The organism is Azoarcus sp. Soil_N_20 (assembly GCF_057656155.1).
This window is the reverse complement of the sequence record NZ_JBDGKX010000007.1, coordinates 251,752-276,333: the sequence shown is the minus strand read 5'-3', so window position 1 is coordinate 276,333 and position 24,582 is coordinate 251,752. Positions and strand designations below refer to the sequence as shown.

Below are 24,582 nucleotides of genomic sequence, written 5' to 3'. Positions count from 1 at the left end.
GGATGACGGCGAGCATCGAGACGATCGAGTTTCAGGGTTTGCCCGCGCTCAAGCTGGATGCGGCGGGCGCGCAGGCGGTGGTGAGTCTGTTCGGCGGACAGCTCCTGTCGTGGTCACCGCGCGGCGGCAAGGAATGGCTATACCTGAGCGAGCAGGCCGTGTTCGACGGCAAGACGCCGATCCGCGGCGGCGTGCCGGTGTGTTTTCCGCAGTTTGCGGAGCAGGGCTCCCTGCCCCGCCACGGTTTCGCCCGCACCCTCGACTGGAGTCTCTCCCATCAGCGCAGCGGCGACGATTTTGCCATGGTGGTGCTGCGCCTGGACGACAGCGAGCAGACCCGAGCATTGTGGCCGCATGCCTTCGGGCTCGAGCTGACGGTCGGCATCGAGGGCAACCGCCTCGATGTCGAGCTCGAGGTCGACAATACCGGCACTGCAGACTTCAGTTTCACCGCGGCATTGCACAGCTATCTGCGTGTGAAGGAAGTCGAGGAAGCCCCGTTGGAGGGGCTTTATGGCCTGCGCTACCGCGATGCCACCGACGCCGGCATGATCCGCCGCGAAACCGGCGAGCATGTCATGGTCGAGTCGGAAGTCGACCGCATCTATCGCAACGTGGCCCGCCCGCTGCTGCTGCGCGACCGCGGTCGCGAGCTCGGTATCCATGCCGAAGGCTTTCCCGACGTGGTGGTGTGGAATCCGTGGGAGACGCGCTGTGCGGCGATCTCCGACATGCCGGCCAGTGGTTTCAGGCGGATGCTCTGTGTCGAAGCGGCTGCCGTGGAACAGCCGGTAAGCGTGAAGCCGGGATGTCAGTGGTGGGGCCGGCAGACACTGCTTGCACTGTGACGCTCGACGGGCAGATCTCCCCGTCGACTTGTTCGCATGCGGCGCTTGCTGCAACATCGCGCCCTTCCTGCAACCAGATGCACCGTAGTCATGCGGTGACCAAGACCATGCTGCCCCCGATCGAATACCGTATTGCCGAAGAGCTCGGCGTCCCGCCCCGTCAGGTGATGGCTGCCGTCCAGTTGCTCGACGACGGTGCCACCGTTCCGTTCATCTCGCGCTACCGCAAGGAAGCGACCGGTGGGCTCGACGATACCCAGATGCGCACCATCGAAGAGCGCCTGGGCTATCTGCGCGAGCTCGAAGATCGTCGGGCGACCGTGATCGCCTCGATCGACGAGCAAGGCAAGCTCGACCCCGCACTGCGTGCCGAGATCGAAGCCGCCGACACCAAGCAGCGCCTCGAGGATCTCTACCTGCCGTACAAGCCCAAACGCCGGACCAAGGCGCAGATCGCACGCGAGGCGGGTATCGCGCCGCTCGCCGACGCCCTGCTCGCCGATCCGACGCTCGAACCGGAGACCGCCGCGGCGTCCTACCTGAATGCGGAGGCCGGTTTTGCCGACATCAAGGCGGTACTCGACGGTGCGCGCCAGATCCTGATGGAGCAGTTCGCCGAAGACGCCACCCTGCTCGGCGAGTTGCGCACCTACCTGCACGATTACGGACAGGTGCGCTCGACCGTGATCGAGGGCAAGGAGAACGAAGGCGCCAAGTTCCGCGACTGGTTCGATTTTCATGAACCGATCATGACCATGCCGTCGCATCGCGCCCTCGCGCTGTTGCGCGGACGCAACGAAGGGATGTTGCGCCTCACCCTCGATGTGGACCGCCCCGATCCGGACGCCGCTCACCCCTGTGAGGGCCGCATCGCCGCGCGGTTCGGTATCCGCAACCAGGGCCGCGCCGCAGACCGCTGGCTTGCCGACACGGTGCGCTGGACGTGGACGGTCAAGATCTCGGTTCACCTCGAGCTCGACCTGATGGGAAAGCTGCGCGAACGGGCAGAAGAAGAAGCGATCCGCGTGTTCGCCCGCAACCTCAAGGACCTGCTGCTGGCGGCGCCCGCCGGCAGCCGCACCACCATGGGGCTGGATCCCGGCATCCGCACCGGGGTCAAGGTTGCGGTGGTGGATGCGACCGGCAAACTGGTCGATACCGCCACGATCTATCCGTTCGAGCCGCGCCGTGACCGCGAGTCCTCGCTCGCCGCGCTGACCATGCTGGCGAAAAAGCATCAGGTGGAACTGATCGCGATCGGCAACGGCACCGCCTCGCGCGAAACCGACGCGCTCGCCGCCGAACTCATGCAGCGCCAACCGGAGCTCAAACTGACCCGGGTCACGGTGTCCGAGGCCGGGGCCTCGGTCTATTCCGCGTCGGAACTGGCGGCACGGGAATTTCCCGATGTGGACGTGAGCCTGCGCGGTGCGGTCTCCATTGCGCGCCGCCTGCAGGATCCGCTCGCCGAGCTGGTGAAGATCGATCCCAAGTCGATCGGCGTCGGCCAGTACCAGCACGATCTCAACCAGGGCCGGCTGGCGAAGAGCCTCGATGCGGTGGTGGAAGATTGCGTGAACGCGGTGGGGGTCGACGTCAATACCGCCTCGGCCCCGCTGCTGGCGCGCATTTCCGGGCTCAATGCGACGCTGGCGGGCAATATCGTCGAGCATCGCAACGCCCACGGACCGTTCCGCAGTCGCGATGCGCTCAAGGGCGTGCCCCGCCTCGGTCCCAAGACCTACGAACAGGCCGCCGGCTTTCTGCGGGTGCCGAGCGGCGACAATCCGCTCGACGCGTCCTCGGTGCATCCGGAAGCGTATCCGGTCGTCGAGCGCATCCTGGCGCGGGTGCAGAAGAGCGTGCGCGAGCTGATGGGCAATGGCAGTTTCCTGAGAACACTGAAGCCTGCCGAGGTCACCGACGAGCGTTTCGGCCTGCCCACGGTCCAGGACATCCTGTCCGAACTCGAGAAGCCGGGTCGTGATCCGCGCCCCGAGTTCCGTACCGCCACCTTTCGTGACGGCATCGAAACGCTGAAGGATCTGCAGCCGGGCATGCTGCTCGAGGGCGTGGTGACCAATGTCACCAACTTCGGTGCCTTCGTCGATATCGGGGTGCATCAGGACGGCCTGGTGCACATCTCGGCGCTCTCCAACTCCTTCGTCAAGGATCCGCACAGCGTGGTCAAGGCGGGACAGGTGGTGAAGGTCAAGGTGGTCGAGGTGGACATTCCGCGCAGCCGCATCGCGCTGACCATGCGCCTCGCCGACGCGGTGCAGCCGCGGAGCAGCGACCCGAGCGCCGCAGAGCGCGCACCGGGCACGCGCCGGGACCCCGGCCAGCGCCCGCCGAAAACGGATACGCGTGGCGCGCAGGGCAGTCGCCCCGCCGCCGGCAACGCCCTCGCCGACGCCTTTGCGCGGGCGCGCAACAAATGATCGGGCCCGACCAGGAAGGAAATCCGTCCATGGAAACCGTGATCTACGGCATCAAGAACTGCGATACGATGAAAAAGGCCTTTGCCTGGCTCACCGAACGGGACGTCGCTTACCGCTTTCACGATTACCGCAAGGATGGCCTGAGTTCCGGCAAGCTCCACGACTGGAGCAAGGTGCTCGGCTGGAAGACCCTGATCAACACCCGCGGCACCACCTGGCGCAAGCTCGGCCCGGAAGCGCAGGCGATCGACACCCAGAGCGCGGCGGTGCAACTCATGCTCGCGCATCCGGGCCTGATCAAGAGGCCGGTAGTGGAAACCGCGTCGGGGCACCTGCTGGTCGGGTTCGACCCAAAGCTGTTTGCCAGCTTCATCAAACCTTCCGGAGCCGCAGAACAATGACCATGCTGCCTTCGAGTTACATCCAGCGCTTCCTGCTCGAGAATCTGGATATCCGCGGTGCGGTCGTCCGTCTGGCCGATGTGTGGCAGGCGATGCAGACCGATCGCCACTATCCGGAGCCGGTTGCCCGCCTGCTCGGTGAAATGAGTGCGGTATCGGCCCTGATCAGCGGCAATCTCAAGCAGGCCGGTCGTCTCACCTTTCAGGTCCAGGGCCACGGTCCGGTTGGCCTGATGGTGATCGACTGCAATGCCGAACTCAATCTGCGCGGCTATGCCAAGGTGGCCGGGGTGGTGAGCGGCGACTCGCTGGGCGAACTGGTCGGCGATGGCCGGCTGCAACTGTCGCTCGACGTTGCCGGTATGGATCGGCCCTACCAGAGCCTGGTGCCGCTCGAGGGCGACAGCATCGCCAGCGTGTTCTCGCACTATCTGGCCCAGTCCGAACAGCAACCCGCCGGGCTGTGGCTGGCCTGTGATCCGTCGGCCAGTGCGGCGCTGTTCATCCAGTGTCTGCCCGGCGCACAGGACCGGGATGCCGATGGTTGGTCGCGCATCATGCAACTCGCGCAAACCGTCCGTGCCGACGAACTCCTCGGCCTGCCGCCGGAAGTGCTGCTCGGTCGCCTGTTCGCCGAAGAGGACGTGCGACTCTACCGGCCACGCACGGTCACCCATCACTGGCCGCCCGAACCGGAGAAGGTTGCGGGCATGCTGCACAGTCTCGGCGAGGAGGAGGTTCGCGCGGTTCTGGCCGAGCAGGGCGAAGTCGTGGTGCATGACGAGCTGTCCAATCACACCTATCGTTTCGACGAGGACGACATCGACGCGATCTTCGTGCCGCCCACCCTGCACTGACCATCCGTACGACATCGGCAGCGTCCTTGCTGTATCACCCTGCCATCAGTAAACTCGCGCGATTAACCTGTAAGCTCAGCCCATGTCTACGTCCGCGCCAAATCGCTCGATCGAGTTCCGCAATACGACAGTCGGCGCCACCATCGCCGTCCTGCGCAACACCGAGCCCGCCGGGCTTGCCGATGCGCTGCACAAGATGCTCGGCGGCATGCCCGACTTCTTCAGCGGCGAAGCCGCCATTCTCGATTTCTCCGCCATGACCGCGCTGCCGTCGCGCATCGACTGGGCTGGTCTGCTGTCCCTGTTGCGCCGTTACCAGCTGCAACCGATCGGGGTGCGCGCACTGCCGCCGGAACTGGCCGCAGCCGCACGCCAGGCCGGCCTCGCGGTGCTGGACAACGCCGAATTCCGCGACCGTCCCGCCGCCGAGGCGACTCCTGCCCCCACCCCTGCCCCCGCACCGGTACCCGTCGCCGCGCCCGCTGCAGTGGCCGCGCCGGTGGCGCAGTCCACCACGCTGTTCGTCGAGCGCCCGCTGCGCTCCGGCCAGCAGGTCTACGCCCGTGGCGGAGACCTGGTGCTGCTCGCCGGCATGAGCAATGGCGCGGAAGTCATTGCCGACGGCAACATTCATTGCTTCGGTCCGCTGCGCGGACGTGCCCTTGCCGGCGCGCAGGGCAATAGCGCAGCCCGCATCGTGGCCACCAACTTCGGTCCCGAACTGGTCTCCATCGCCGGGGTGTATCGCACCTTCGAGCGCGGCATCCCCGAAGCCATTGCCGGACGCGGCGCACTCGTGCGCATGTCCGCGGCAGACCGCAGCCAGACCATCGAAATAGAACCGCTGCAGCTCGACTGACGCGGCGTCGTACACACATTCAAGGGGAAAACGTGAGAGTCATCGTCATTACTTCAGGCAAGGGCGGGGTCGGAAAAACCACCACCAGTGCGGCATTTGCTTCCGGACTGGCATTGCGCGGCTTCAAAACTGCGGTGATCGACTTCGATGTCGGTCTGCGCAATCTCGACCTCATCATGGGGTGCGAGCGTCGCGTGGTCTACGACCTGGTCAATGTGGTCAATGGCGAAGCGAAGATCAATCAGGCGCTGATCAAGGATCGCCACTGCGAGAACCTGTTCATCCTCCCCGCATCGCAAACGCGCGACAAGGATGCGCTGACCGAGGAAGGCGTGGAGAAGGTGCTCAAGGATCTGGAGCACATGGGCTTCGAATACGTCGTCTGCGATTCTCCTGCCGGTATCGAACGGGGCGCGGTGATGGCGCTGACCTTTGCCGACGAGGCCATCGTCACGACCAACCCGGAAGTCTCGTCGGTGCGCGACTCCGACCGCATCCTCGGCATTCTGCAATCGAAATCGAAGCGGGCCCGTGAAGGCGGCGAACCGGTCAAGGAGCATCTGCTGGTGACCCGCTACTCGCCCAAGCGGGTCGAAGACGGCGAAATGCTCTCCTACAAGGACGTGCAGGAACTGCTACGGGTGCCGCTGATCGGCGTGATTCCGGAGTCCGAATCGGTGCTGCATGCATCGAACCAGGGTACGCCCGCGATTCACATCAAGGGGTCCGACGTATCCGAGGCCTACACCGATGTGGTTTCCCGATTCCTTGGCGAACAGCGCGAACTGCGTTTCGTCAATTACGAGAAGCCGGGCCTGATCAAGCGACTTTTCGGAGGCAAGTGACATGTCCCTGCTTGCCCGCCTGTTTGGCGAAAAGAAGAAAACGGCCGAGATCGCGAAGAACAGGCTGTCGCTACTGATCGCTCACGAGCGCAATGGCGGCGCCGCCCAGCCCGATTTCATGCCTGCACTGCAACGCGAGCTGATCGAGGTGATTTCCAAGTATGTTTCGGTCAATCCGAACGACATCAAGGTCAGCCTCGACAAGCAGGACAACTACGAGGTGCTCGAAGTGAATATCGTGCTGCCGGAGCACGGGCGCTGAACCACGCAGGTCTAGGCGAAGCCGATCGCGGCCCGGCGATCCGGTCGGTCACGGCAAGGCTGGTGCCCGGGACGGGGGTCGTAAATGTCTCTAAAACGCAACAACCGTAAGGTTTTCAGCTTTTCTGAAAAACGAGTTACTGCTGCGGTTACTGTCATGGTTCATTAATTTAACAGGTACGACGCCCGCTAAGCTGTTTGGCAGGCCGACCCATCCAACCTACTGCTTTCTTATGAACTACGACAACCCCGCCGAACGGTTACTTACCATCCTCAAAGCAGGGAGAAATTTCAAGAAGGAGGAGAACTGCCGCAAGGTATGGGGGCGACTACTAAGCGCGGAAAATGACCGAGCGCTGTTAGCTGCTCGACTTGGTAAAGTCATGCAGTTGCCTGAGGTTATTATTGCAGCGCTGAAGGATGAGTTCCCTGAGCAAGGAAACGTCTGGGCTCACTGGGAATCACAGGTCTGCAATGCGTTTGCAACTCAGAACCTTCAAGGTGCGTGGGAAACCTTCATGAGCCACATTGACGGGAATACGTTTACCTTCCTGTCGATGAGTTCAGCTCTTCTCCAGAGCCGCACAAATACGAAGCTTCTTACCGCTGCAGAACTTACGGAGTTCAGGACTACTCTCGACGGGCTGCTAAATGAGGTGATTGCGTCAGATCACCCGCAAGAGTTGAAGCTGTATCTCCGCCGTATGATCGCGAAGATTATTACGACTATCGACGAATACACCATTACGGGCGCTATGCCTATGCTGGATGTTGTCGAGGCAACAATCGGACACGCGGCGCGTGATCCTCAATATAAGTCATTTCTACTTGATACAACGCTTGGAAAGAAGTTGGTGGACACCCTCGGGGTCATGGCTGACGCGGTGACAGTGGCCGCTGGTATTCCTCAGCTTCCCCAAGCAATAGCGGTGCTAATGCTCGCGGCGACCTGAAGCTCAAGCCTCGAAAACTTCCTCGAACGTACAGGACACGCTCCGGGTGTTCGGGCTCGTCGGGGCGCTGCTCCACTCCCGGCAGACCCATTTCCCGGGCTCACCATAGGGCGGTGTCCAGTCGAACGATTCGACCGCGCCACGCGCCCTTAGAAAGTTCTCGATGCTGTCAGCTGTCGCGTTCGCCCGGTTGTCGAACGACAGTTCCCACTTTCGGGCAATGAAGTTGATCCCGACTGCAATCCGGGCCTCGTAGCCGTCGCCGAACTTGGTAGGGGTAACGTTCGGCTTCGTGTTCTGTCTGCTGCCGTAGGTGGCAATCCATGCGAATGTCGGCATTGTTGATCCTTATCGGTTAAGCAGGCCGCCGGGGCGCTTCTCGGACACGATGACCTGCATCACGACGCCCTTGATTTTCTCGCCGAGCATGCGCGTGTCACCGCCTGCGCCGTCGGTCTTGGATTGGCCGTTTTCGTTCACGGTGATGTTCACCACGGTCCCGCCTGTGTCGCCGTTCATGGTTACGCCGAGCTTGCCGTCAGCACCACGCTTCAGGGGAAGGATGGCTTCGGGGCCGGCCTCACCCATGACACCCTGCTTGAAGCCTCCACCACTGGCGAACTTGAACAGGGTCGGCGAACTCACGACCGAGTTAGTGAACGTGCCACCGTTGGCAAAGGCGGAGATCTTCCCGGATCCACCGAACGCGGCGCCATCAGCGAACAGACCGCCGAACATGGTGCTGTTCTTCAGCGAGTTCAGAATCTGCTGCTGAATGATCATCTTTGCCGTAGCTTTCAAGAAATTCTTCAGCATGTCGCCGATGTTCTGGTCCAGCGGATCGAACAGGTAGTCCACGAACGCGCCAGCCATTTCCTTTGCGCCGTCTTCCGCGACCCGCGCCATATCGAGCAATGAATCGGCGGCGGGCTTCGTCTGTGCCGGAATGTTCCCAAGTGCGGCGTTTGCGGCTTCGCTGAATTGCTCGGCAGAGATCCGCCCTTTCTCGAAGGCTTGGGCGAGGAACTGCATGGTGCCGCGCTGGGCTTCGAGCTGTGCGGTGGGCGTTGCAGCGATCAGCTCATTCAGCCGGGTCTGCGATGCTGCGGCCTGCTCGGCTTGTAGGGCGTACTCCGCCGACTCGACGACCATCAAGCGCCATGACTCGGGCATGGCGTAGAACGAGGGGTCGCTCATCACCCGGACGAGTTCGGCCTGTGTCGCGGTCAGGGTCAAGCCGGACGTGTTCGCTTCGAGCTGGGCACGATTCAGGAAGCCCATTGCATCGGCGTACGCCTTCGCGCTGTCGGCCATCGGGTCTTGCTGGGTTGCGCCCTTCGGCGTCTTGGGTGTGGCTTTCGGCGTGCCCGGCAGCGTGGGTGCAGGCGTGAGCACGGGCGGGCCAGCGCGGCGGTCCCTCGGGTCTGCGTTGTCGCCTTCCAGCAGCATAAGACGCCAGTACGCCAGTTCCTTCGTTTTCTGGGCGATCGTGTCATCTTTCGCCAGATTGCCGAACAGCGACCGCTCGAACCATTTGCCGTTCTGTAGCTTGTCCAGTTCGTCGGCCAGCTGGGCGATATGCTCGGCTGGTCCCTTGGTCGGGTCTGACAGGCCGATGCCGACAAGCGCTTCCATGAAGGACAGGCCAGCTTTCCGGGCGTTCAGGAACTCGCTTGCTAGGTCGTTCAGGCCGGGGATGACAGCGTTCCCGATGGAGGTTGCAAGCCCTTTCGCGAGCGTATCCATCCGGGCTAGGTTGTCATTGAACGCTACAGAGGCGGCGGCAAAGTCATCGCCAATGATGCCGTTCAATGTGTCCGCTTCCAGACGCATCGCTTCCAGACCCGCACGCCCGTTGTTCAGGGTCGGAATCAACCGGATGCCGGACTCTTCCATCAGCTTGTTGGCGATCGCGCTCTTACCCGCGCTGTCTTCCATTTTGCTGAAGGCGTCGGCGATGTCGATCATCACCTGTTCAACAGGGCGGAGCTTGCCGGTGCTGTCGGTTACGTCGATCCCCAGCGCCTTGAACGCTGCGCCTGCTTCAGCACTGCCCGACTGTGCGGCGAGCATCTTGTTCGACAGACCCTTCAGCCCGTTGCCGAGATCGTCGAGCGTCGCATCGTTCAAGCTGGCGGCGTAGTTCAGGGCTGACAGCTGTTCGACCGCCACACCGGTACGCTGTGACATCTTGCTCAGCTGGTCGGACAGATCCGCAGCGCCCTTGACGCTTTGCACGACGTTCAGGGCGCCCCATGCGGCAGCGATGCCGGCGCCCATCTTCATGAATGACGCCTCGATAGCCTTGGCGCGTGCCTGTGCTTGGCGCTCGATCTGGCTGAGCTTCTTATCGGCGGTGCGCGCTGCCTTGTCCATACCCTGCTCAAAGCCACCGATGCGGGCAACTAGGTCGAGGGTGAGGGCGCCAAGCGATTTAGACATTTCAGTTTGCTGCCATTGTCAGGATGTTCATGATTTCGCCGAGGTCGGCTTCTTTCTCGGTTGCTGCTTCGTGAATCTTCAGCTCGGGCAGGAAGTCGGATAGATCCGCCTTGCCGCCGGTCAGTCGGTTAATCTGGGTGCAGACCGTCGCGAGCAATCTATCGGTGTGGTGAAGTCCGCCCTTCATCCGGGCGTATTCGTTCCACATCGTGAATTCCTGATAGCTCATGCACGCCTTTGCCTCTGCTACTGTTTTACCGCCGACACCCGCTAGCACAAGCTCGCACCAGAAGGCATCGGCGGGTGTCAGTTTCCCGGCTTGGCGTTGACCTTATTGATTGCCTCGATCAGCTTTGAGGCAAGCGACGGATCGAGGCGGTAGGCGTCTTCATAGCTGATCGGCTCGCGGTCTTCACCGAGCAGGACCGAAGCGGCAATCATCCGGGCGCTCTTCGAACGGTCATCGGAAGTGAACAGGTTCTCGACTTCGCCAAACGACAAGCGCTTAACGAACACGTCGAACTTGTGATCCTTCCATTCGACCGGGACTTTCACAGGCTCAGCGGGGATGAACCCGCCTGCTGATCTGATTTCGGCGAGGTTCATATCGTTACGCCTTCGGGGTCAGAGTCGGCATTCCGGAGATCTGAAGCGACAGGTTCGACTTCACAATGCTGTTCAGGCTGAAGTCAAATGTCACGTCCTGAATGAAGCCCTCGAAGCTCAGGAACGAACGGGTTGTCGGCAGCACGAATTCACCAGCAACAGCAGTCGGCGAGACGGTACCATCGGACCAGCCTACCGCCCATTGCAGCATGGTGCCCGCGCGGTAAGCCGCGTGCAGGTCAATATGCACGTTGTCGGCGGGGTCGAACTGGATTGCGAACTGTGCCGAACCGGGAGCCATCAGACCGGGCAGAAAAGTCTGAGCGGTCAGCTCGTCAAGGTCGGTCGTTTCGAGTGCGGCGCGCTGTGCCGAGATGCCGGAGATGTTGGTGGCCGCGACCTTCAAAACGGTCGTTGCATCCTTGATCCAGAAAAGGGAGGTGCCAATACTTACTTTTGCCATTCTTAAAACCTCATATCGATTGAATTGATTGTGAAACTACAGCGGAAGATTCCGCCCTCTTTACTGGTGCCAAGCCACGAAACGACATAGCACTGACTTTCGATTGCCGAGCGAACCGCGTTCGCGATCGCTTTGCATTGGGTGCTTGATTCGGACCAGACATCAATCTGCGTCGTGATGCTGTCGGCGGGTGCCGGTCCATCAAGCAAGTTGTACGGGGTGCCGGTGATGAACTGGTGCGTCACATACGGCAGGATTTCAAGTTCCGGGGCTTCGCCGAATTCAAAGAACCGGACAGGATCACTCCCGAGCAGGTCGGTGCAGTCGGTCGAAGCTTTGACGAGGGCGAATAGATTCATAGCTTGTCGAGCGCCTTTTTCAGCTCGTCAGCAACGGTGTCGAATACCTCTTGCGCGTTGTTTTCGAGTGCCGGACGCAGGAACGGCTTGGCCTGAATGTCCTTGGTGCCAAGCTCGACCATTCGGAAATAGTAGGGCGTGTCGGGGTTCTTCTTCGCACCACCCTTTACGCCCACCTTCACGTAAAGATTTCCGCCCTTGAATTTCGACAGAAGGCTGAAATGCGAATCGAGCAGGCCGGTGTCTTCCGGTGCGTTGTCGCGCGCTTGTTTGCGGACCTTGTTCATCCCTTTACGGGCAGCACTGCGGAGCGCCTTTTTAGCGAGCTTCTCGGTAATGCCTTGAAGACGGTCATGCAGCTGTGCAAGCTCATTTGCGTTGGAGGTGATCATTCCGATTCAACCATCAACGTAAGCCATTCGCGCCCGGATTGGTTGTCAGGGATCACGGCGCGGATGTTGTAAATCGTGGTGCCGTGAATCACTCGCATTGCAGCAGTGATGCCTTCACGGAATCGAATCGTGACCCGGGCAGTGATCGAGCTTTTAACCTGTGCAGCAGCGATGAATTCACGCCCGCTGAGCGGTTCAACAGCTGCGGGGATGTTCTGGGCAACAGGTGACCATGCGCCCGTCAGAGCGCCCGTAAAGCTGTCTTGTAGGTGCGTCTTACGTTCGATGCTGATCCGGTGCCGGAGCTTGCCTGCGGACAGGGATTTAGCGCTCATGCGTACCCCGGCGTTCTGAGTCGTTCGAGCAATCCACAGACCGAACGCGACAACGGGTCAGCGCTCGATTCACGGTTTGCGTAAAGCTCGCCGAGAACAAGCAGGGTCGCAGCGTCTTCTACGTCGTCATTCGTCCGACTGGTCGACGTGGTGCTGATGTAGTCGGCCACGATCGCAGCGGCCATCCGCAGACGCAGGGCGATGTCTGCATCTTCGAGATCGTGGTCAATCCGGAGATGAACCTTTGCTTGTGCGAGCGTGATCATTGCGGCACCTCGTTCGCATCACGACGGGCGAGCGCTGCAAGGCTGTAGTTCTGTTGCTGGATCAGCGGTGAATCGCCACCTTCGACCGGTGCCATACCTTCACGACGGCGGGCTTCGTTCGGGGCCATCCAGCCAGCGCCGATTGCTTTTGCATAGCTGTCGTAACGGGTGGCGGTATCGAGGCGCAAGAGTTCGCTCGTGTCGAACTCGCAACGCTGGGTGGCCGGCAGCTCTAGACCTTCATCGAGTGCCAGCTCAAGCGACTCAAGCAGGCTTTGAATGGTCGTGGTGTAGTAGGCGAGCTGTCCGGCTTCGCTGCCGTTATAGCTCGGCATATCACCGATACCGACCTTCCAAGCGGGCACGCCAAATGCGTTGCACACTTGCTGATCGGTAAATTGCAGTTGTTCGAGCAACTGGCTGTCGACAGCGCTTAGGGTCATCGGCTCGAACTTCATTCCGTCGGACAGGAACGAGATTCTTCCCGCATTATCGCCCGTGAAATTCGTATGCCAGAAGTCCGCAATTGCCTTTGCTCGCTCTTGAGCGATCGCGCCCGGGGCGGTGATTACGCCGGAAGGCTTCGAGCCATTGCCGAAAAACTTGGATGCTGCTTTTTGAATCGACAGACCTTGACCCGCAGCGAGTGCGGCGGCGGTCAAAGGAGAAACGCCGATCAGTGGGTGATGCAGACACACGCCCCGATCGTGGATGATTTCACGGGCCGGGAAGCTGACAACATCGCCACCGATTTGCAGGTTTGTGCCACCGCTCACCTCATAGAAAACGTCGTCTTCGGCTGAGGTCTTGATAGTAACTTTCGTCGGGTCAAGCAACTTCAGGCCGATGACGCGCCCGGCAGCATCGCGAATCTTCAGGGCGTAGGTGTTGCCATGCAGAAGCTTCGAGACAATCCACGCATTGAAAAACTGTGCACGGTTCTGGTAGTTGTTCGGCTTGCGGAACAGTCGGCTGTAATCGGTATCGATCGCAAGCCAAATGCCGTTAGTGTTCTGGGTAATGCTAATCGGCAGCTTGCCGATATCGGACGCAATCAGGGACACGCACGAAAAGACCGCACCATGCGCGAGCATGTCCGACTTCGTAAGCTCGGCCCCGGTTTGCCATGCGCCACCGAAGGACTCGGCGACGATCGGAAACCATCCCGCGTTTTGATTCGGGACGGTCGTTATGGCTTTGCCGGTGAGAAATGCGCCGAGCTTGCGAAGCGGACTCATGCTTACCCCGTTCGCTTAGGCGTACTTCACAGCCGACACGCGATAAACGGCGGTCGGGCGGCGCTTGGTCCAGGTCACACCACGGATAGCCTTGATCGCATAGCCACCGGTCTGCCACAGGGAAACGAGTTGCGCGGCGGTCGGGGTCGTGCTGTCGCTCACTGGTGCGCTTTCCATTTCAAGCGAAGCTTCGCGGCTGGCGTCGATGGCAAGGCCACCTTCGGCCATCAGAATCTCGTTCTGCACAGCAAGGATCAGGTCGTAACCCGCAACGGCGGTGCCGGGAACGTTGGTGCTGACGATGACCGGCAGGCCCTCGAAGGTGCCGCCATTCACAAAATCCACGCCCGGGAACTCGCGCTGTCCGCTGGTGGCATGAACCATCATCGAAAGCGCCAGTGCGGTAGCCGGGTGCATGATCCACACGCCCGAGGCAATCGGCTGATTGGCAGCAACAGCAGCGGCATATGCGGCCTTCACGTCGGTTCGGACGTGGGCAGCAGTCGTGCCAGCGGTCGCGGCAGTGGTGGCACCGTTGGCGATCGCAGCGGGCTTCACGCCAGCGACACCCGCGTTTGCTTGGTCGATGAACGACACGTCGATAGCTTGGCCGAGCGTGGCGAGCAGGTCATCCCGCACGAGGTTTTCGGCAGCAGGTTCGGAGCGGCGAAGCAGGTCTTCAGTGAAAACCGCAATCGCGCCGATCTTGTGCGAACCGACTTCGAGGTCACCAAACGCGGCATTGGTCAGCGGTGCGGCCTTGCCTTCGCCGATCCACGATGCCGACGTGCCGGTGGTGCCCTTCGGAATGCGGATGTTCTGCGGGACTTGGCGAGCCTGCGTCATCTTCGACAGAATCAGGTTCGGGCGCAGCAGCTCGATAAACTCATTCGCCATCAGTTGCGGTTCGACCAGAACAGAGAAGCCGGCATCGGTGGTGCTACCAGCGGCGACAGCAGCCTTCAGCACGGTTTCGACGCGGTTGCCGTAGTTCAGGCCCTTGGCGATCTCGACCGCCTGCATGGGGTTGCCACGCGACAGGGCGAGCGCCTTGGTGTAGCGCACGAAGTCGGTGCCCTTCGGTGCGTTGTCGGTCACGGTCACGCCCGGGACGTGGCCCACGATAATCGGCTGTGCGTTCTTGGCTTGGCGACCTTCGGCGGCTTTCAGGCGCTCGATGTGCTGATCAAGGGTCACAAGCTCGGCTTCGGCGGACTTGAATTGAACCTCGTCGCCACCGGTCAGGGTTGCGCCCTTGGTAATCAGGGTGTCCATATTGGCAAGCACGGTTGCGCGCTTGGCTTGGAACTGCTGAATCTGTTCGGAAATGCTCATGTTTTTGAAAACCTCAATTGATTGAACTGCTGATTTTGTGGTGGTGATGCTCGCCTGTGCGTTCATCGCAACAGGTACGACGGACAATTCAAGCCATTCGAAGCGCTTGAACCTGAAACCGCCGTTTGCGAGCGGTTCGTTTTCCAGTGACTTGAAGCCGATCGACAGACCCTTCAAAGCGCCCGCTTGAATCAGGCTCCAAATCTCTCGGGCTTCGTTGGTCAAATCTTTCAGGACACGACATACAACTTCGATGCCCTTATCGGTAATCGTGGCCTGCTCGACGGTGCCGATAACCTTTTCATGGTTATGAAATGCGAGCAGCGGAATTGGAAGATTGAAGACAGCGCCTTTCGGCTCGACGATATCTTTCGTACGATCGGGTGCGGGCGTCGAAGCAATGCCGACAAAGACGCCTTCGGCTTCGTCGAACGATTTGATTCTTAGATCGGAGAACGCTTTATTCATGAGATGAAGCATATATTAGTCAATTCTTACACTTCAAGTAACTGACTCTAATTAAATTAAAACTCGGTCAAAAAATGTAGCAACTGTGTTCAGGTGCAGGCGCTTTGATATCCAAGTCAACCGCATGGAAAGCCATAGTCATGGCAACAAAGGCATCAATGCGCGCGGTGCTCTTCACCTTGTGCAAGCTCATATTTCCCGATTGATCCCTGATAACCACGGCGCCATGCGCGCCCATAGTCAAAACCGGGTGCATGCCGTGTCTTGCTCGCTTGTTGAGAAAGACCCTCTCGACGGCTTTCATGGCTGGGTCCATTGATTGGAACGACTGCCCATGTTCAATAAGCGGCAGGTCGAGTGCATGGCGTTCGCACGCTGCCCGGAAGCCTTTGATATTCCAGCGGTCAAACGCAACAGATACCACGTTCAAACCATCATTGATTTCCCGGATGCGCTTGACCACGTAGTCATAATCCACCGTATGGCCCGGCACCGTTTCAATGAAGCCTTGATTCCTCCACAGGTCATAGGGCACACGGTCACGGCGTGCGCGGTCCATAACTCCCTCAGCGGGTACGAATATGTAAGGGACTACGTTCCAGATATCGCTATCTTTCTTCCGGCCGATTAGCACGTATGCGGTTAGATCAAGGTGGCTTGACAGGTCTAGTCCGGCATATACCTCTACACAGTCTTGCAGTGGGTGCGGGGCTTCGCCGTTTGATTCCCAAACAGAGCGCGACATGAACGGACTAACGACGCTCACCCGCTGATTCAAGTGATAATTGCGGAACTTATTCTCGGCGGAAGGCATACGCCCTGCTTCGGCGGCTTGCTGCTCGAACTTCTTCAGCGAATTGAATTGTCCGAGTGCTGGGTTTGCCAGCTTCCACGCTGCCCTATCGTCAAGCTTCGCGTCTTTGGGCGCTTCGTAGACGTGGCAAACAATGCGCGGGTCACCTGACGCCTTTGCATCATCAATCCAGACTGACAACAAGTCCGCATCGTCTGCGGCCTGTGTGCTGATCGCAATCAATAGCGGCTTCTCGTGCGCGCCTTGGCTGGTTGTGATTGCGTCGACAAAATCGTTCCGGGGGCCGGTTACCTGTCCAATCTCATCAAGGATTGCGAGCACTGGGGAAAGCCCTTGCGCGGTCTTTCCATCGGAGGCGATCGCCTTGTATTGGGTGCCCATTACGACGCCGTAAAGCTCTTTGCGAGAGGCGATTACACGCACGCGTCTTTGAAGCGCGGGGTTCAGGTTCACCATTTTCTCGGCGAGCTTGAACACAAGCGACGCCTGATCACGCGACATTGCGCCGCTAATAATCTGGCTGTTCTGCTGCGCTTCGGGTCCGACCAGATGCACTAGCACCAGTGCAGCGATAAGGGCGGTCTTGCCGTTCTTCCGGGCAATACTGAGAATTGCCTTTGAGGTGCCGCGCCGATTGTTGTAGATCGCCTTGATGAACCGTTTTTGAAACGGGACTAACTTAATCGGCTTGCCGACATGCACGCCTTCAGGAACTCTACAGACGGTTTCAATGAACCGGATTACTCGATCCGCTCGACTCATCCGGGCCTTGCAAATAGGTCATCTTCCGCACGGGCGATATCCGCCAGTTCGGACGCAGCGCTGTTCTTCTCGGCCTGATCTCGTGCGCGCCCGTTGACGCTTGCCGAGTTGATCTGAAGCAGGCGCATTGAAGCGATGATCCGGCGTTGTGTCTGCTCTGCGAGTGCGTGCCCGGGGTGAACACGGATCACGCCCTTTGCATCAGGGGCGAATGGCGGAACGGTGGCGAGTTCTTCGGCGAGTTGCTCAGCTAGTGCGAAGTCACGGCACAGCTGCCCGGCAATGATCAAGTCAGGGTCCGTCCACGCGCTGGTGCGCTTGGCGCCGATGACACGGGACCAGAACGCCAGCGCCCGGACGTCGAGCGGCTGCAACGGTTCCGGCATCGGTTGTGCCAGTTCTGCGGCTGCTTGCTGTGCGAACGCGGTGCTGTCTGCTCGGGTCTTGCGTGCCATGTCTGTTCAAGCCTTCAACGAGTGTTGAAGCGTTGGTCGTGAAAATGCGCGTTTTTGGGAAAATTTGGCGTTAGCGAAAAAGAACGACTTCGTAAGCGTTCTTTTCACCGACGTTCGCAGAAGTTTAAACATACCCCCCGGGCGGTCAGTGCCAGTTCGAGGACACGACAGGCTGCTTGCTCCGCTTCAGCGGGATCCTTGAACGTTCCGAGCTGATAGACGCTGTCCGGTGTGGTGACGCTGGCTTGATGCTGGTCGTGACTGAGCACCTTAAGCTTGATGGCGAAGGCTTCGGCTTGCTCCAGCGTCTTGAAGTGAATGGCGTTGCTCTGGTTCATCGCTTCGATTTGTTCGTGCATTGTGGGGATCATCGTTATCCGTTCCAGTGGGATGCGATGGCTTCACGGTATGCGCGCCGTGCGTCATCGACGGTTTCGAACTCACCAAGGACAATTGTCCGGGTCGGTGTTGTGATCACTGCTTGATAACGGAAGCCGAATGCTCGGACGCCTTCGGGTAAGCGCTCGACCCGGTGTGACGCTTTGAATTCTTCTCGGCGGGATGTGATCATGCGGGCATCTCGTGGAAAAACTTCGAGCGCTCGCCGTAGATCTCGACGTGCTTCCGTTTGTAGGCAGCGCCTGCTTCTTCCGGTGTATCGAACACGGCGAAGAATGCGAGCCTTCCGTTTCGAGTGATTCGGGTTTCGAAGCGTTTGCCGTTCTTGGAGCGATATACACCCGGGTGTATATCGCGCGGGTCGTCGAAAGGCTTCGGGCCTCGATCTAGCACCGCATCAGCGAACCCCTTGAGGTATGCGCGAATTTCAGCCGGGGCGGTGCCATCCTTCTGCAGACGGCGGTTCAATTCTTCGAGGTCGAGCGCCAATTCGAGAAGCTTGGGCTTTGATTTGTATTCTCCGGCGATGGTCATTTCAGCCTCGATGTAAAGCGCTGCTCGATGATGCGGATGGCTTCTGCGCCCATATGCCCGGAGACACCGCAGACAATGCCTGTGATTGGTGCGGGTGTATCTGCTGCCATGCATCCGAGATATGCGAGCAGGCCAGCAAAGCCGGATGTTGCGATGTGCATCGTGAATTGCGTTGCAGAGTGCTTCAGGCCGGCATTGATGCGGCTGAAGTACGAAACGAGGCCACCCCATAGCGCGGCAATGATTGCGGCGATGGCGAATAGCGCGTCGTTGTGGAGAATACGGTCAGGCACTTCAGTTCCAATATTTGTTCGGGTTCAACGGCATTCCGTTTGCGTCACTGCCGACCATAACGCCCGTGCGCTCGAAGCGCTGCTTTACGCTGTCGTGACAGGTCTTGCAAAGTGATTGCCAGTTGCGGCGATCCCAAAACAGATCGAGATTGCCGCGCCATGGCGAGATATGGTCAACGACATTCGCCGGGATCTTCCGACCCTGAGCGGCGCAATATCGACAGAACGGTTCACCGTGAAGGTGTTCGAGGCGTTCGCGTTTCCAGCGAGCGCTGTTGTACGGATTCGGTTTAACGAGACCGGACACCGAATTGACGGCCTGATAGATGCCCTTTGCAATGGCGGTGACCGCGCGTGACTTCCCCTCTACTCCTAAAGGATCGTCAGTCAATTGCCTTTCTGCGCGCGGTGAGGTGTCCATCTAATTCGGTATCCGATTCGTTAAGATTCGATTATATCTCACCGCAACAGTGTTGCATATCATTATTTTGCGATATGGCAATAAAAAAGCCGACCACATGGCCGGCTTCTGAATTGCGCTCGAATTGGATCTGATTACACGACGCGCTCGCCGTCGACAGTGACCTCGATATCGATCCTCAATTCATCGCCGTCGGTCCTTGGTTCTTGCTGCACCGATCTGGCGAGCTGTTCGGGGCTGGGGAGATTCGCGTCAACCATTCGCTGCAACGAGTCCTTGAAGTTCGGAATCATGCTGCCGCCTCCAGAAATTCCGCAACGGCTTTGACGAAATCGGGTGCTGGTTCGAAGTATCGCGATTCGACGCCGAACTTCTCGATGTGAGCGGCTATATATGCCTCGTCGTCCTTCGACAGCTCGCGATTGCCCATATTCACAGCGTGGGGAACGTCGCGAAGGTTGCCGAGACGGTTGTTTAGCTTGTTGCGGTCGATATGGTCGATTTCAAGCGCAGGCCACGTGCCATACTGATGAAGCCACACAACGCGATGCGCTTGATACTTCTCGGCGCGGATCGTAATGACTCGATATCCCCAGCCATTGACGCCACCAGCAACGAGGCCGGCATGCGGGCCGTTCCGCCAAATCAGATTGCCGGTTTTGTGATCGTAGTCGAACAGGTTCAGCGCTTCGGCGTGGGTCAGGTCGTGCTTCGCTTCATGCCACGGGCCGGAGCAATTCGTTTTGACGTAAAGCGCCCGGGCCTCGTCAGCCGTATATCGGGCGATCTCGATAGCCTTGGCGCGGCGGTTGAATGTCTCGATGCTGTCGACTGCATCGCCGATTGGGCTATAGACAAGTCCAAGCCGGCGGCATTCAAGCCACGCCTGTTCGCGGGTTACGCCGTTCGTGGTGACCCTGCCGTGGACAAGGGTCCAAGCGTGCTTGGATTTGCATTCGAGCAGGCCGCGCAAGGCCAACTCATGCGAGCGACCTTTGCGGCTCAGACGACATTCAGCGCGGGGGATGACGATCATGCTGCTACCCCACTGCGCGAATTGATCCAAGCGTCGACATCGGACTGGCGCCAAGCGACCCGGCGAGGACCGAGTTTCACCGGGGCCGGGAAGAGTCCGGATTTGATCCATGCGTAGACAGCGGACTTTGAAACGGTGATCTGTGCCAGCAGATCGGGAAGGCTGATTAAGACGTTCATTTCATACTCCAGATAAAACGACTTTTGTCGATCGTTGATCTGCAGTATTGCGCGACTGCTGGCACGCGTTTAGCAGCTCGGGGGCTACAAGGTGCGGGCAGGCGTTGCGCCTGCGGCCTATTTCATGCGTAGTTGAGACGGTCACAGTCTCGGGTACAACTCGAACAACGATATTCTTTGAAGTGATCAATTCACTCCGGGTAAGACTATATCAGATCCTATGAGGCGCCACAAGACTTGAAAATTGGAAACTTGTTATCAGATCAAGCGCTTACGGTTGTGAGCAAGAGTCAGGGGCTTGACAAACGCGAATAGTTCAGCCGGCCGCGCGTTTTCGCCAAACATACGATTTCGTAGCTTTTCCAGCTCTTCAACTTCGACGCCCACGCCGTTCGCGTCATCAAGGGCGAGGACGGCGAGCCGTGGTTCGTGGCGAAGGACGTTTGTGATGTGCTGGGATATGGGAACTACAATCACGCGGTGACCGCCCATTGCAAGGGTGTCGTGAGGTACGACACCCTTCAAACGGCAGGTGGTCCTCAGAAGATTCGAGTCATCCCCGAGCGCGACGTCTATCGTCTGATCTTCCGCTCGAAGCTGCCGGCCGCTGAGAAGTTCGAAGACTGGGTCACCGGCACCGTCCTCCCGGCGATTCGCAAGGATGGGATGTACGTGATGGGCGAGGAGAAACGCGTTTAAACGCCCTGTGAGCGGTTTAACGCCTTCGGGTAGGCGCTGATATGTCCGGGCCTGAGTTAGGCCGACCGGCGGACCGCATCAAGGAAAGAGCCGCGTCCGACCTTCAGCGGTCGATTCATTCGCGCCCGTACAAGCTCGATAACGCTGTGGTGCCAGCAGATACACGAAAAGGCGCCTTCCTTTGTAACGACAACGCCTTCGTTGCCGAAGCGCTCGCCTTCAATGGTGAGCTTCCACCGCGCGATTCTGGAGCGCCCGGGCGTCTGAAACCCGAGTTCGTCGAGGATCTCATTGACCCGGCGGGGTTCAATGAATAACGCCTTTCCAATGTTGGTGACCGTAAGATAACCGCGCTTTATTGCGGAACCGGTTGATTTAGCCATGCTGCGCCCCTTGTCTCGATATCAAGATCATAGCGGCTCAACTTTGGAACGGAGCCGACAAGCGAAAAAAAGCCGGCACGGGGCCGGCGTTCTGGAGAAACCTTTGCGGAACCGGTTGTCATAGCCGGAACCTTGTCTGAAAACGGAACCGGTCGTCATAGCCGGCACCTTACCTTGAGCCGGACAGAAATCGTGTCCCGGCATCCTTACTTAAGTGAAACAACAAACTCGTGTCCCGGTATCCTGATGAAACACTCCGGAACACGGGAGGGAAAACTTTCCCGCGAAGCGGGCCGGGGTTTGGGGCGGAGCCCCAGGGTCTTGCCTTTGACGTTGCTTTTGATGTCCCGGCGTGTTGGTCCAGCTGTGGACGTAACTCTAGCCGACAACACCTTGGGGCTGCCGCCCCAAACCCCGCTCCCGGCTACGCCGGGAAGTGGGTATTACTTATCAGGTAAGGCCTGTTAAGGTCTGTACTGATCAGTACATTGTTACCGTGTTTGCCCTATCAAACAACATGCATATTGTACCATAAAACACCCTTACATTTCAATAGTAAAGTCAATAAAACTGCAAACAAGGTTTAATCTGTTGTATTGAAATCACAGTGCAAACTCAATTGTCACGATATAGGAAAACGTGCATTTTGCTAATTGCACGAAATTGAAAATTTATTTGGATCAGCAGTCAGTGACTATTGCGCTTTTCCAAGAAATGATGCGCTAGTATCTCGTCACCGGCTGACAGATGCCGGCAACATTTAAGGGAATCTAAAAATAATGACGATCAACGGCGTACACCTTCACGTTTTCGAAACCGCCCACGCTGGAACGCGTTACCTTGTCGAGGACGAAGCGGGCGAGCTTCATACGTTCCGGAGCTGGGACGAAGCTATGACGGCGGGCGGCTTCGTTGGTGATGACGGAGAGGTGGCGTAATTCTGCAGTTCTGCAGAAATACGGGGAATTCCCGTATTAGCGGTGCTGGGTAATTACTGGGATTCCAGTAATTGGCAGTGCATGGGCAAAGGAAGGGATATCTCCCTTTTTCGGGATAATTCTTCTGACCCGAAGAGTTAAACTTCGGGAATGGCCGGGATTCCGGCAGTTTCCGCGCAAAACAAAAGCCCCTCAGAACGTCGAGGGGCTTTTTCTATGGGGCAGTGACTGCGGGTCAGGCTGGGGCGCTCTAGGCGGCTGTATTCATTCGCCCGAGATACTCTAGGTACTTCCGGATAAGCATGAAAGCGATAGCCTCGGCCTCTTTTATCTGATCAGGAGTGGCGCTCTTTAAAGGCAACACGGATCGTCCGGGGTGTCTCCCCTCACGCACCCCGCCTTCATTGCACAGATGCTGGAGACGACTGAATGCTTTCTGGTCGGGAAGCCCGAGTGCGTTTGCGGCGGATTTCCTGCTGCCAAATCGGGCTTCTGTGATTTGATCAAGAATCGCGTACGCATCATGAAGGCTGCGCGTGGTGCTCGCTCGGATTCCATCTAGTGATTCCAGTAGATTGCCAAGACATTGATCAGATCTAAATCTAACGATAAGTCCTGCCAGAACGTTGGCGTTTTCAACTCGGTCTAGTCTTGTGTCTTGAATGAGAGTGCCGGAGCTATCCGAAACACTTAGATCGAGAGATTCTACCGGGTGCGCATGACTCATATTGTCGATGGAAAGCGTTTTCGACGTGGATCCATTGCTGTTATAGCGAACGTTTGTCGGCTTAGATAATTCAAAAGCGTTGCCCGTCAGTAGCTGTGTGGCGGCAAATCTGCTCATTAGAGTAGTAGTTACTCTTTCGAATGCGTTCGGACATTGGTCTAAATAGTCCGAGTTAAAGGTAACGCGCGCAATACCGGCGCTAACCCCTAGCGAGTAATCTTCACACTCGTCGCAATATCGGTCATCCAGATAGTCTGCAGGCTGATAGCGCCACTCGAATACGGTAATGTCTTTCATGTCGCGGGTGCCTCCTTCCCGTTCGTAGCCTTGCGAAGCCCATCTAGATAGTCGGCCCATTCCTGCATCATCACCCTGCGCTCTGGCAGGTACTGCGCGAAGTTGTACGCGGCAGAGACCTTGTTCCGCTCGCCGTGGGCAAGTTGGGCTTCGATGGCGTGGTGTGCATATCCTAGTTCATGCAGCAGGGTCGACGCGGTGCTTCTGAAGCCGTGCCCGGTCATTTCCTCGTTCGAGTAACCCAGCCGACGCAGACCAGCGTTCACCGTGTTCTCGCTCATGGGGCGTTCGCGGGTGCGCTCGCTCGGAAAGACGTACTTGCTGCGCCCGGTCAATGGCTGAAGCTCTCGAAGGATCTCGATGGCCTGCCGCGACAGCGGAACGATGTGTTGCTCGCCCATCTTCATTTTGGCGCCCGGGATCCGCCATTCGGCCTTATCAAAGTCGAACTCGGTCCACTCTGCGTGCCGAAGCTCACCCGGGCGCACGAACACAAGCGGCGCAAGCTTCAGTGCACTGGCCGTCACAAAGGCGCCGGTGTAGCCATGCAGCGCTCGCAGCAAGCCCCCTACTTCCTTCGGGTCGGTAATCGCGGCGTGGTGCTTTTCTTTGTGGGGGTGCAGCACGTCAGATGGGATGATGTCGCGTGCCGGGTTGCGGTCGCATTTGCCATGACTGATCGCATAGCTGTAGACCTTCACGATCGTCTGAATCGACCGCTTCGCGATGTCATGCGCTCCCCGGGTCTCGATCCGTTTGACGATTGCGACGATGTCCGACGCCTTGACGTCGTCGACGTGCTTGTCGCCGATCCATGGGAAAATATCCTTTTCCAGCCGAGCTAGTAGGGTCTGCTTCGTGCTCTCGGCCAGAACGGAAGCCTGCCGGGCGTACCACTCCCGGGCGATGGTCTCGAAGCTGTTCGCGGCGAGATCCGCGCGGGCGTTCTTGGTTGCCTTCCGGTGCTCGCTCGGGTCAATCCCTGCCGCTACCTGCTTGCGTGCTTCGGCTCGTTTCTCGCGGGCCTGCTTTAAGCTGACTTCGGGGTAGGTGCCGAAGCCGATCGTCTTCCGCACGCCTTCGAAGCGGTAGTCGAAACGCCACCACTTCGCGCCGCTCGGCTGGATGAGCATATACAATCCATCCCCGTCTGTGAGGCGGGTTACCTTGTCGGTAGGCTTGGTGTTCTTAATCTGCGTGTCAGTAACGTACATGACAGTAACCCCCTGCGGTAGTGATGAGTTACTGCCGAAGTTACTGCCAAAACTGACGGAAG

General features: G+C 58.9%; 32 protein-coding genes. 9 read left to right on the top strand and 23 right to left on the bottom strand.

Annotation, left to right across the window (positions count from 1 at the left end; all coding sequences use genetic code 11):
- Positions 1–2 precede the first annotated feature (2 nt).
- From AC3A35_RS16080 to AC3A35_RS16045, 8 genes are all read left to right on the top strand, one after another.
- Entirely contained in the window at positions 3–848 is an 846-nt protein-coding gene (locus AC3A35_RS16080; RefSeq protein WP_487437203.1) for a D-hexose-6-phosphate mutarotase, read from the top strand.
- 107 nt (positions 849–955) lie between these two features.
- The gene (locus AC3A35_RS16075) at positions 956–3,289 is read left to right on the top strand and encodes a Tex family protein (protein WP_487437269.1); all 2,334 of its coding nucleotides are present in this window, start codon (positions 956–958) and stop codon (positions 3,287–3,289) included.
- Between the two features lie 29 nt (positions 3,290–3,318).
- Positions 3,319–3,690, top strand: a complete 372-nt coding sequence (locus AC3A35_RS16070) for an ArsC family reductase (RefSeq protein ID WP_487437202.1) — start codon at positions 3,319–3,321, stop codon at positions 3,688–3,690.
- Positions 3,687–4,547, top strand: a complete 861-nt coding sequence (gene hslO, locus AC3A35_RS16065; protein WP_487437201.1) for an Hsp33 family molecular chaperone HslO — start codon at positions 3,687–3,689, stop codon at positions 4,545–4,547. The genes AC3A35_RS16070 and hslO overlap by 4 nt, the downstream gene beginning before the upstream one ends.
- An 82-nt stretch (positions 4,548–4,629) precedes the next feature.
- The gene (gene minC, locus AC3A35_RS16060; RefSeq protein ID WP_487437200.1) at positions 4,630–5,406 is read left to right on the top strand and encodes a septum site-determining protein MinC; all 777 of its coding nucleotides are present in this window, start codon (positions 4,630–4,632) and stop codon (positions 5,404–5,406) included.
- Positions 5,407–5,438: 32 nt separating this feature from the next.
- Positions 5,439–6,251, top strand: a complete 813-nt coding sequence (gene minD / locus AC3A35_RS16055; RefSeq protein ID WP_487437199.1) for a septum site-determining protein MinD — start codon at positions 5,439–5,441, stop codon at positions 6,249–6,251.
- A 1-nt stretch (position 6,252) separates the two neighbouring features.
- Complete coding sequence (gene minE / locus AC3A35_RS16050; protein WP_487437198.1) at positions 6,253–6,513, top strand: cell division topological specificity factor MinE; 261 nt, start codon at positions 6,253–6,255, stop codon at positions 6,511–6,513.
- A 232-nt stretch (positions 6,514–6,745) separates the two neighbouring features.
- Positions 6,746–7,465: a hypothetical protein gene (locus AC3A35_RS16045; RefSeq protein WP_487437197.1), complete on the top strand. Its 720-nt coding sequence runs from the start codon at positions 6,746–6,748 to the stop codon at positions 7,463–7,465.
- Positions 7,466–7,468: 3 nt separating this feature from the next.
- Here AC3A35_RS16045 and AC3A35_RS16040 read toward each other — a convergent pair whose 3' ends face one another.
- From AC3A35_RS16040 to AC3A35_RS15945, 20 genes are all read right to left on the bottom strand, one after another.
- On the bottom strand, positions 7,469–7,804 hold the full coding sequence (locus AC3A35_RS16040) for a phage tail protein (protein WP_487437196.1): 336 nt from the start codon (positions 7,802–7,804) through the stop codon (positions 7,469–7,471).
- Between the two features lie 9 nt (positions 7,805–7,813).
- The gene (locus tag AC3A35_RS16035) at positions 7,814–9,907 is read right to left on the bottom strand and encodes a phage tail tape measure protein (RefSeq protein ID WP_487437195.1); all 2,094 of its coding nucleotides are present in this window, start codon (positions 9,905–9,907) and stop codon (positions 7,814–7,816) included.
- A gap of 1 nt (position 9,908) precedes the next feature.
- Positions 9,909–10,136 (bottom strand): phage tail assembly protein T, encoded by a 228-nt coding sequence (locus tag AC3A35_RS16030; protein WP_487437194.1) that lies wholly within the window; start codon positions 10,134–10,136, stop codon positions 9,909–9,911.
- A gap of 77 nt (positions 10,137–10,213) precedes the next feature.
- The gene (locus AC3A35_RS16025) at positions 10,214–10,513 is read right to left on the bottom strand and encodes a phage tail assembly chaperone family protein, TAC (protein ID WP_487437193.1); all 300 of its coding nucleotides are present in this window, start codon (positions 10,511–10,513) and stop codon (positions 10,214–10,216) included.
- Positions 10,514–10,517: 4 nt separating this feature from the next.
- On the bottom strand, positions 10,518–10,976 hold the full coding sequence (locus AC3A35_RS16020; RefSeq protein WP_487437192.1) for a phage tail tube protein: 459 nt from the start codon (positions 10,974–10,976) through the stop codon (positions 10,518–10,520).
- Between the two features lie 2 nt (positions 10,977–10,978).
- Positions 10,979–11,335: a DUF3168 domain-containing protein gene (locus AC3A35_RS16015; RefSeq protein ID WP_487437191.1), complete on the bottom strand. Its 357-nt coding sequence runs from the start codon at positions 11,333–11,335 to the stop codon at positions 10,979–10,981.
- Positions 11,332–11,727 carry an HK97-gp10 family putative phage morphogenesis protein gene (locus tag AC3A35_RS16010; protein ID WP_487437190.1) on the bottom strand — a complete coding sequence of 132 codons (396 nt, stop codon included), beginning with the start codon at positions 11,725–11,727 and terminating at the stop codon, positions 11,332–11,334. Before AC3A35_RS16010 ends, AC3A35_RS16015 begins: the two co-directional genes overlap by 4 nt.
- The gene (locus AC3A35_RS16005; protein ID WP_487437189.1) at positions 11,724–12,062 is read right to left on the bottom strand and encodes a phage head closure protein; all 339 of its coding nucleotides are present in this window, start codon (positions 12,060–12,062) and stop codon (positions 11,724–11,726) included. Before AC3A35_RS16005 ends, AC3A35_RS16010 begins: the two co-directional genes overlap by 4 nt.
- Entirely contained in the window at positions 12,059–12,328 is a 270-nt protein-coding gene (locus AC3A35_RS16000; RefSeq protein WP_487437188.1) for a head-tail connector protein, read from the bottom strand. The genes AC3A35_RS16005 and AC3A35_RS16000 overlap by 4 nt, the downstream gene beginning before the upstream one ends.
- Positions 12,325–13,566: a phage portal protein gene (locus AC3A35_RS15995; RefSeq protein ID WP_487437187.1), complete on the bottom strand. Its 1,242-nt coding sequence runs from the start codon at positions 13,564–13,566 to the stop codon at positions 12,325–12,327. The genes AC3A35_RS16000 and AC3A35_RS15995 overlap by 4 nt, the downstream gene beginning before the upstream one ends.
- Before the next feature lie 15 nt (positions 13,567–13,581).
- Positions 13,582–15,369 carry a phage major capsid protein gene (locus tag AC3A35_RS15990; RefSeq protein WP_487437186.1) on the bottom strand — a complete coding sequence of 596 codons (1,788 nt, stop codon included), beginning with the start codon at positions 15,367–15,369 and terminating at the stop codon, positions 13,582–13,584.
- Positions 15,370–15,436: 67 nt separating this feature from the next.
- Positions 15,437–16,945 carry a terminase large subunit gene (locus tag AC3A35_RS15985; RefSeq protein WP_487437185.1) on the bottom strand — a complete coding sequence of 503 codons (1,509 nt, stop codon included), beginning with the start codon at positions 16,943–16,945 and terminating at the stop codon, positions 15,437–15,439.
- Entirely contained in the window at positions 16,942–17,400 is a 459-nt protein-coding gene (locus AC3A35_RS15980; RefSeq protein WP_487437184.1) for a hypothetical protein, read from the bottom strand. Before AC3A35_RS15980 ends, AC3A35_RS15985 begins: the two co-directional genes overlap by 4 nt.
- A 104-nt stretch (positions 17,401–17,504) precedes the next feature.
- Positions 17,505–17,759 (bottom strand): SPOR domain-containing protein, encoded by a 255-nt coding sequence (locus AC3A35_RS15975; protein WP_487437183.1) that lies wholly within the window; start codon positions 17,757–17,759, stop codon positions 17,505–17,507.
- Between the two features lie 208 nt (positions 17,760–17,967).
- Positions 17,968–18,333, bottom strand: a complete 366-nt coding sequence (locus tag AC3A35_RS15970; protein WP_487437182.1) for a hypothetical protein — start codon at positions 18,331–18,333, stop codon at positions 17,968–17,970.
- On the bottom strand, positions 18,330–18,626 hold the full coding sequence (locus AC3A35_RS15965; RefSeq protein ID WP_487437181.1) for a phage holin family protein: 297 nt from the start codon (positions 18,624–18,626) through the stop codon (positions 18,330–18,332). The genes AC3A35_RS15970 and AC3A35_RS15965 overlap by 4 nt, the downstream gene beginning before the upstream one ends.
- A 1-nt stretch (position 18,627) precedes the next feature.
- Complete coding sequence (locus AC3A35_RS15960) at positions 18,628–19,047, bottom strand: HNH endonuclease signature motif containing protein (RefSeq protein WP_487437180.1); 420 nt, start codon at positions 19,045–19,047, stop codon at positions 18,628–18,630.
- Positions 19,048–19,181: 134 nt separating this feature from the next.
- Positions 19,182–19,340, bottom strand: a complete 159-nt coding sequence (locus tag AC3A35_RS15955) for a hypothetical protein (RefSeq protein WP_487437179.1) — start codon at positions 19,338–19,340, stop codon at positions 19,182–19,184.
- On the bottom strand, positions 19,337–20,083 hold the full coding sequence (locus AC3A35_RS15950; RefSeq protein WP_487437178.1) for an HNH endonuclease signature motif containing protein: 747 nt from the start codon (positions 20,081–20,083) through the stop codon (positions 19,337–19,339). Before AC3A35_RS15950 ends, AC3A35_RS15955 begins: the two co-directional genes overlap by 4 nt.
- Positions 20,080–20,262 (bottom strand): helix-turn-helix transcriptional regulator, encoded by a 183-nt coding sequence (locus tag AC3A35_RS15945; RefSeq protein ID WP_487437177.1) that lies wholly within the window; start codon positions 20,260–20,262, stop codon positions 20,080–20,082. The genes AC3A35_RS15950 and AC3A35_RS15945 overlap by 4 nt, the downstream gene beginning before the upstream one ends.
- Positions 20,263–20,661: 399 nt before the next feature.
- Between AC3A35_RS15945 and AC3A35_RS15940 the strand changes: the two genes are divergently transcribed.
- Positions 20,662–20,961: a BRO-N domain-containing protein gene (locus tag AC3A35_RS15940; protein ID WP_487437268.1), complete on the top strand. Its 300-nt coding sequence runs from the start codon at positions 20,662–20,664 to the stop codon at positions 20,959–20,961.
- 56 nt (positions 20,962–21,017) lie between these two features.
- On the opposite strand, the gene AC3A35_RS15935 is transcribed toward AC3A35_RS15940, so the two are convergent.
- The 3 genes from AC3A35_RS15935 to AC3A35_RS15925 form a co-directional block, all read right to left on the bottom strand.
- On the bottom strand, positions 21,018–21,344 hold the full coding sequence (locus tag AC3A35_RS15935) for a hypothetical protein (RefSeq protein ID WP_487437176.1): 327 nt from the start codon (positions 21,342–21,344) through the stop codon (positions 21,018–21,020).
- A gap of 1,188 nt (positions 21,345–22,532) precedes the next feature.
- Positions 22,533–23,306 carry a hypothetical protein gene (locus tag AC3A35_RS15930; protein ID WP_487437175.1) on the bottom strand — a complete coding sequence of 258 codons (774 nt, stop codon included), beginning with the start codon at positions 23,304–23,306 and terminating at the stop codon, positions 22,533–22,535.
- Positions 23,303–24,520 carry a tyrosine-type recombinase/integrase gene (locus tag AC3A35_RS15925; protein ID WP_487437174.1) on the bottom strand — a complete coding sequence of 406 codons (1,218 nt, stop codon included), beginning with the start codon at positions 24,518–24,520 and terminating at the stop codon, positions 23,303–23,305. Before AC3A35_RS15925 ends, AC3A35_RS15930 begins: the two co-directional genes overlap by 4 nt.
- Positions 24,521–24,582 lie beyond the last annotated feature (62 nt).